Raw genomic sequence first — 6,570 nt, 5'->3', positions numbered from 1 at the left:
CTGGCGTGGATCGCCCGGCGTCGCTCAACGACCCGAACATCCCGCGGTTCCACGGGGAGGCGGAGCTCGCCGCCTGGAAGCGTGTCGTGGATGAAGTCCACGCAGGCGGCGGCCTGATCGCACCCCAGCTCTGGCACGTGGGCGCGGTGCGTAGCCGCAGTGAGACCTGGCAGCCTCCCGGTCCCTATGACAGCCCGTCCGGCTACTCCAGCCCGGGCAAGCAGTTTGGCGAACCCATGAGCGAGGAGGAGGTCGCCGACGCCATCCGCGCCTTCGCTGACGCCGCCGCCAACGCCAAGGCGCTGGGCTTCGATGCTATCGAGCTCCACGGCGCCCACGGCTACCTGATCGACCAGTTCTTCTGGGACGGCACCAATGTCCGCGAAGACGCCTATGGATCGAAAGAACTGCCCGGTCGCGCCCGGTTCGCCGCCGACATCCTGCGCGCCGTCCGTAAGGCCGTAGGACCGGACTATCCGGTGATCATCCGCGTCAGTCAGTGGAAACAGCAGGACTTCACGGTCAAGCTGGCCCACGATCCCAAGGCGCTGGAAGCCTGGCTCGGCCCCTTGGTCGACGCCGGCGCCGACGTCATCCATTGCTCGCAGCGCCGCTTCTGGGAGCCGGAGTTCGACGGTTCGGACCTGAATTTCGCCGGCTGGACCAAGAAGATCACCGGCGTTCCCACGATCACTGTGGGCTCGGTGGGTCTGAGTGGCGACTTCATCGGCGGCTATGCGGGTGAGAAGTCCGAGCCCGCCTCTCTGGACCGGCTGGAGGAGATGCTGGACCGCGGCGACTTCGACATGGTCGCCGTCGGCCGCGCCCTGCTGCAGGACCCGGAGTGGGTGGTGAAGATCCGCGAGGGTCGCCATGCCGAACTGTCCGCGTTCGACCGGTCGGCGATGGCCACGCTGTACTGATTGGCCTTGGCGGCGGGGATCAGTCTCCGCCGCCACCTCCGTCGCTGCCGCCATCGCCATGGCTTGCCGCCTCATCACGGCGGTGATCAGCTCCCATCCATATCGATGATCTGCCCTCATTGTCGGTGCCGTTTCGACGATCCTTACGGGAAGGCCGATGGTGTCTCGTCAGCACTACGACCAGCAGAACTGCGCATACGCCCACTCCAATGGCGAAAACCGCGGACGCACCCATCCTCTCACCCGTTGAAGTTCAGCTTCAGGCCGGGCCTTGGCCACCTTGCCTTGAACAGCTTCCCGGTCGCCGAGGCTGTGATCCATGCCGTCATCATGTCGGGGCCGCCGAAGCAGATGTTGGTGACGATCAGGTCCGGGAAGGCGTAGTGCTCGGTCGTTCCGGACGGGTCAAAGGCCGTTATCCCACCGTTGATGATGGTGGCCACACAGACCTTGCCGCCGGCCTCTACCGCCAGGCTGTCCAGCAGTTGGTAGCCCGGCAGGTTGCAGACGACATTCCCGGTTGCGAACCCGGCGGCGGGGGCCAGCTCCCCCGGCGCCGCGACATCGAACGACCAGAGTCGGCCCAACTGGGTGTCGGCCAGGTAGACCGTCCTTTCATCCGGTGACAGGCCAATGCCGTTCGGGCTGATGATGTGGTCGCGCTGCCGGCTGATGTGGCTGCCGTCGACCTTGGCGTAATAGACCCCGCCGAACTTGCGGCCCTCGGGCGTCGAGCAGCCGTGGTCCGAGAACCACATGCCGCCGGCCTTGTCGAAGACCAGGTCATTGGGGCCAATCAGGCGGCGTCCGTCGCAGCTGTCGTAGACGGTGGTCAGCGCCCCGGTCGTCAGGTCATAGCGCTGGATCGAACCGCCGGTATGCGACGGCGGAGTGGGCCCTGGAATCGTCATGCCGGCATTGTCGAGCCACTGGAACGCGCCGCCGTTGTTGGTGATGTAGATGGCGCCATCCGGGCCGATGGCTGCGCCGTTGGGGCCGCCGCCAGTCTCGACAACCAGCTCCTTTGATCCGTCTGGCCTCACCCGCGTCAACCGCTGGCCCTTGATCTCTGTGAGGATCACCGAGCCATCGTTCATGGCGATCGGACCCTCGGGGAACTCCAGACCTTCGCAGACCAGTTCGAATTCCATGTGGCGTCCTCCCAATTTTGTTGACACCTTTATCGGCGGGTTTCGCGACGGAAAGCCAGTCCTTCGGCGGGTAGTGAAAATCGGGGCCGTGACCGTTAGGGTCCGTGTGATGTCCAAGGATGCTCAGCGTGGCCGACCCCGGCACTCAGACGTCTTGACGCCCGCCGAGTGGCGGGTGGTCGAGGCGGTGCGGCATGGCATGAGCAACCCCATGATCGCGCGCCGGCAGGGCGTCAGCGTGGACGCCGTGAAGTTCCACGTGTCGAATGTCCTGAACAAGCTGGGGCTCGCCCGTCGCGCCGAGCTGCGGCGCTGGGCCGGTATCCAGAACGGAAGCGCCGCGGCGCAGGGAGGAAAGATCGTGTCAGAAACGCTGAAACTGGGGCCGCTGGGCCAGATTGCGCGAAGCGTGAAGGACATCGGCGCGGCGCAGCAATGGTACGGTGAGGTTTTGGGCCTTCCGCATCTCTATACCTTTGGAAAGCTGGCCTTCTACGACCTGGGCGGCGTGCGTCTGTTCCTCGAGGAGGGCGAGGCGCATCCGTCGGAATCGGTGCTCTACTTCCGGGTCCCTGACATTCATGCCGGCCATGCCACGCTCTCGGCAAAGGGCGTGGCGTTCACCACCGCGCCGCACATGATCCACAAGCATGACGACGGCCTGGAAGAGTGGATGGCCTTCTTCGAAGACAACGAGGGCCGGGTCCTGGCCATCATGGCCCAGATGAAAGCCTGACACGCCAGATCAGCGGCGTTCCAGTACCCGGAATGTAAACGCGTACTCGTCGTCTTCGCCGGCCTCGTAGCGCTGAGAGCGAACCTCGGTCCAACGGCTTTCGTCGATGGGGGAGAGGACGACATCGCCCTCGACGTCAGCGTCGACCTCGGTCAGGTACAGTCGCCGGGCCTTGGTCAGGGCGATCTCGAAGATCGAGGCGCCGCCGATCACGCAGACCTCATCGACGCCGTCTTCCTCGGCCTGCTCGCGGGCGATGGACAGGGCATCCGAGAAGTCCTCACACACAACCGCGCCTACCGGCTCAAACGAGCCGTCGCGGCTGAGTACGATGTTGGTGCGCCCGATCAGCGGCTTCTTGGGCAGGCTCGTCCAGGTCTTGCGGCCCATGATCACCGGCTTGCCCATGGTGGTGGCCCGGAAGATCGCCAGGTCCGATTTCAGCCGCCAGGGCAGCTTGCCGCCCTTGCCGATGACGCCGTTTCGGGCGCGGGCGATGGGTCCGGCGGAGAGGAGGGCGGGTGACATGGGATCGTCTTAGGCCGTCGGCTCCAGCCAGGACAACCACTTGCGTCGTACGGCCTCCTCCGGGTCGATGCCGAAGCGGCGACAATAGAGCAGCAGCATGCACAGGACGTCGGCGGCCTCGTCGGCGCGGTCCTGCTCGGTGGCCGCGCCGCGACCCCGGCTGGAGAGGCGCAGATGCGCTTGGGCCAGTTCGCCCAGCTCTTCCTGCAGTTTCAACAGGAACCAGTCGTCATCGCGGTTGATGTCGTATTTGCCGGCGTAGATGTCGGAGATCTGTTCCGCAGCGTCGGACACGCCGGTGAGGGTTAGGGGCGCGGCCGGCACTAGACTGCGATCGGGGCAGCAATAGAGGGGTGGGCCTTGTAGCCCTCCAGCCGGAAGTCTTCGTAGTCGAAGGCCAGCAGATCGTCCTTGTCGGCCACATGCAGGGTCGGAAGCGGCAAGGGCTCGCGGCTGAGCTGCAGCTTCGCCTGATCCAGGTGGTTCAGATAGAGGTGCGCGTCACCCAGCGTATGAACGAACTCGCCGGGCTCATAGCCGGTCACCTTCGCCATCATGAGCGTGAGCAAGGCATAGCTGGCGATGTTGAACGGCACGCCCAGAAAGACATCCGCCGAGCGCTGGTAGAGCTGGCAGCTGAGTTTCCCCTCCGCCACGAAGAACTGGAACAGGCAGTGACAGGGCGGCAGCGCCATGTCGTCCACATCGGCCGGATTCCAGGCCGAGACGATATGGCGGCGGCTGTTGGGATTGCTCCTCAGACTCTGAACGACCGCGGCAATCTGGTCGATCACGCGACCGTCGGGCGCCGTCCAGGAGCGCCATTGCTTTCCGTAGACCGGTCCCAGTTCGCCTTCGGTGTCGGCCCACTCGTTCCATATGGACACGCCGCGCTCCTGCAACCAGCGCACATTGGTGTCGCCGCGCAGGAACCACAGCAGTTCCAGGATGATCGACTTACGATGCAGCTTCTTGGTGGTCAGGAGTGGGAAGCCCCTGGCCAGGTCAAATCGCATCTGGCGGCCAAAGACGCCCAGGGTGCCGGTGCCGGTGCGATCGCCGCGCTGGACGCCATTCGTCAGGATATCGGCGAGCAGGTCGAGGTACTGCCGCTCGGGGTGATCGGCAGGGTCAAGGCCCAGGCTGGAAGGGATGACGGGCGCGTTCATTGAGCCTGAGCCTCGCGCATCCGTTGATTCTCGGACAGTCGAATCGTCGTGATGCACAGGCTCGTCCACAGGCTGAGTCGGGTGGGTGTGGAGGAGGCGTCGAGATGGGCGACTGCACAGGCGGTGGAGGACCCCCTCACCCGCTTCGCGGGACCTCCCCCGGAGGGGGACCAGCTATGGCGAGATCATTTCCTCCACCTCCGGGGATCGTTACATGGTTCCAGGATGGCGAAAGAGCTCGACGTCGAGCCCCTTCGCCCCTTGTGGGAGAAGGTGGGCCGCGCCAGCGGCTCGGATGAGGGATCTATCACCCTCTCCGATAAAGCATTGAAAATATTCCGATATGGCGGCGCGACCCCTCATCCGTCAGGCTTCGCCTGCCACCTTCTCCCACAAGGGGCGAAGGAAAGCGCAAGGTGGCAACGACGATGGATGACTGTTGTCGCCACGCCGGTGGCGTCTACCCCGAAGGCCGTGGCGGCGGGCGAGCCGGGATGATCGGGGCCGCTCCAGCCGAGTTCAGCAGATGTGATCGGGCCGGTGGGGCGCTCGGTGGGCGGGCGAGGACCGCAAGGGCCGGACCCGCGCGCTGAGGTTCGGGCTCCGGCGGGGCGGCCTGCGCCAGCAGGGCCTGGAGCCTCGGCAAGGTGGTCTGGCGGATGTGGGCCGGGTACTGGTCGCGGGCCTGTTCGGCGGCTTTCGTCACGATGCCCAGCGTCTTCAGGAACTGGGGCAGGCTGACGGGCTCGGCGTCGCGATCCCGCTCCCGGTCGGCTTCGGCGCGTCGGCGCGCCTCATCGCGCTCCGGCCGCTCGACCGGATCGAGGCGTTCACGCTCAAGCGACGCTGCAGCCGGGGCCGAAACGCGGGGCGCGGGCGCCCCGAACACCTTCAGCCTTATACCCATCCGGACGGCGAAGAAGCAGTGGCGGAACTCGGCGGTGAAGGCCAGGAACCTGTCGAGGTCGCTTCCGGCGGCCTTCGCAATCTCCGCCGCCGCCGTGCCCAGCTCATAGGCTGACACCGTCATCGCCTCGATCATTCGAAGCGTCGGCGCGTCATGAGGGAGCTGGGCGGCCTGCATGAGAACAAAGATAGAACATCAAAGCGATCTGTCAAGTCCGGCCCTCAGCCCGAAAATCCACCACCGTCCAGAAACACCTGCTCCTCCGCCGTATTGGTCCGCCCTAGGCAGGAATTGCGATGGGGAAAGCGGCCGAAGCGGGCGATGATATCGCGGTGGATCTTCGCCCACTTCACGAGCTCCGAGTCGCCCAGCTCCTCGGCCAGTCGGACACCGCGTTCCTGGTCGGCGAGGGTTTCGGAATGTTCGAAAGGCAGGATGAAGAACTGGCGCATGTCTTCCTCCACCACTTTGTGCCAGCCCCGGTCGGTGGCCGTCCGCGCGATGGTCAGCGCCTTGGGATCGGTGGCGTAACTGTGGGCCGAGCCGCGATAGAGATTGCGGGGGAACTGGTCGAGCAGGATGAGCAGGGCCAGTGACCCCTCTGGCGTGAGCATCCAGCTGTCGTACTCGCCGCAGGCCGCGCGATAATGTACCGGCTCGAACTTCAGCCGGATGGCGTCGTCGAAGCGTTCGTTCTTGATGAACCACTTCTGGGGCCCGGCATTGCGCCAGAATCCCAGCACGTCATTGGGTGTTGCGGCCAAGACTGGCTCCTTGGTTTGTCGCTCCTGACTAGAACTGAAGGGCAGGTTCGTTCAAGCAGGGTTCACCCTGGCGGTGCGCATCCTGTGCGCAAGGGGACAACCGGGTCGCAGGTTGCGGTCCAAGTTGGATGTGGAATGTCATGAAGACGGCGATGACCGCTCTGGCGATCGTGCTGCTGGCCCAGGCCTCGCCTGTGCTGGCCCAACAGCGCGACGAGCCGGACAGCCCCGAACGTGCGGAGGCCCCGCGCGTGGAACGCAGCTATGAGCGCCCTGGCCGGGAGCATCATCAGGATATGCCGGCGCGTGGGGATCGTTCCGGTCCCGACAGACCGGGCAGCGACAACCCCTCGTCCGATTGGCGTGGCCGTGGCGCGCGCGACGCGCCGACG

At 65.4% G+C, this 6,570-nt stretch carries 9 protein-coding genes; 3 read left to right on the top strand and 6 right to left on the bottom strand.

Features of this window, described 5'->3' with window-relative positions:
* Positions 1–923 (top strand): 12-oxophytodienoate reductase (locus ACIQ42_RS14185; protein ID WP_397422914.1); only part of this gene is annotated, 923 nt, incomplete at its 5' end.
* 239 nt (positions 924–1,162) lie between these two features.
* Here ACIQ42_RS14185 and ACIQ42_RS14180 read toward each other — a convergent pair.
* Positions 1,163–2,074: an SMP-30/gluconolactonase/LRE family protein gene (locus tag ACIQ42_RS14180; RefSeq protein WP_397422913.1), complete on the bottom strand. Its 912-nt coding sequence runs from the start codon at positions 2,072–2,074 to the stop codon at positions 1,163–1,165.
* Between the two features lie 109 nt (positions 2,075–2,183).
* On the opposite strand from ACIQ42_RS14180, the gene ACIQ42_RS14175 reads away from it, so the two are divergent.
* Positions 2,184–2,810 (top strand): LuxR C-terminal-related transcriptional regulator, encoded by a 627-nt coding sequence (locus ACIQ42_RS14175; RefSeq protein ID WP_397422912.1) that lies wholly within the window; start codon positions 2,184–2,186, stop codon positions 2,808–2,810.
* Positions 2,811–2,819: 9 nt separating this feature from the next.
* On the opposite strand, the gene ACIQ42_RS14170 is transcribed toward ACIQ42_RS14175, so the two are convergent.
* From ACIQ42_RS14170 to ACIQ42_RS14150, 5 genes are all read right to left on the bottom strand, one after another.
* The gene (locus ACIQ42_RS14170) at positions 2,820–3,338 is read right to left on the bottom strand and encodes a dihydrofolate reductase (protein ID WP_397422911.1); all 519 of its coding nucleotides are present in this window, start codon (positions 3,336–3,338) and stop codon (positions 2,820–2,822) included.
* A 9-nt stretch (positions 3,339–3,347) separates the two neighbouring features.
* Positions 3,348–3,662 (bottom strand): phosphoribosyl-ATP pyrophosphohydrolase, encoded by a 315-nt coding sequence (locus tag ACIQ42_RS14165; RefSeq protein WP_397422910.1) that lies wholly within the window; start codon positions 3,660–3,662, stop codon positions 3,348–3,350.
* Complete coding sequence (locus tag ACIQ42_RS14160) at positions 3,662–4,507, bottom strand: thymidylate synthase (RefSeq protein WP_397422909.1); 846 nt, start codon at positions 4,505–4,507, stop codon at positions 3,662–3,664. Before ACIQ42_RS14160 ends, ACIQ42_RS14165 begins: the two co-directional genes overlap by 1 nt.
* 460 nt (positions 4,508–4,967) lie before the next feature.
* On the bottom strand, positions 4,968–5,549 hold the full coding sequence (locus ACIQ42_RS14155) for a hypothetical protein (protein WP_397422908.1): 582 nt from the start codon (positions 5,547–5,549) through the stop codon (positions 4,968–4,970).
* Positions 5,550–5,635: 86 nt separating this feature from the next.
* Positions 5,636–6,178 carry a DUF924 family protein gene (locus ACIQ42_RS14150; RefSeq protein ID WP_397422907.1) on the bottom strand — a complete coding sequence of 181 codons (543 nt, stop codon included), beginning with the start codon at positions 6,176–6,178 and terminating at the stop codon, positions 5,636–5,638.
* 152 nt (positions 6,179–6,330) lie between these two features.
* On the opposite strand from ACIQ42_RS14150, the gene ACIQ42_RS14145 reads away from it, so the two are divergent.
* Positions 6,331–6,570 (top strand): hypothetical protein (locus ACIQ42_RS14145; protein WP_397422905.1); only part of this gene is annotated, 240 nt, incomplete at its 3' end.

The sequence above is a fragment of the Phenylobacterium sp. genome, from assembly GCF_044372605.1.
Taxonomy (GTDB): Bacteria; Pseudomonadota; Alphaproteobacteria; order Caulobacterales; family Caulobacteraceae; genus Phenylobacterium.
This window is presented reverse-complemented; position numbering and strand designations above follow the sequence as displayed.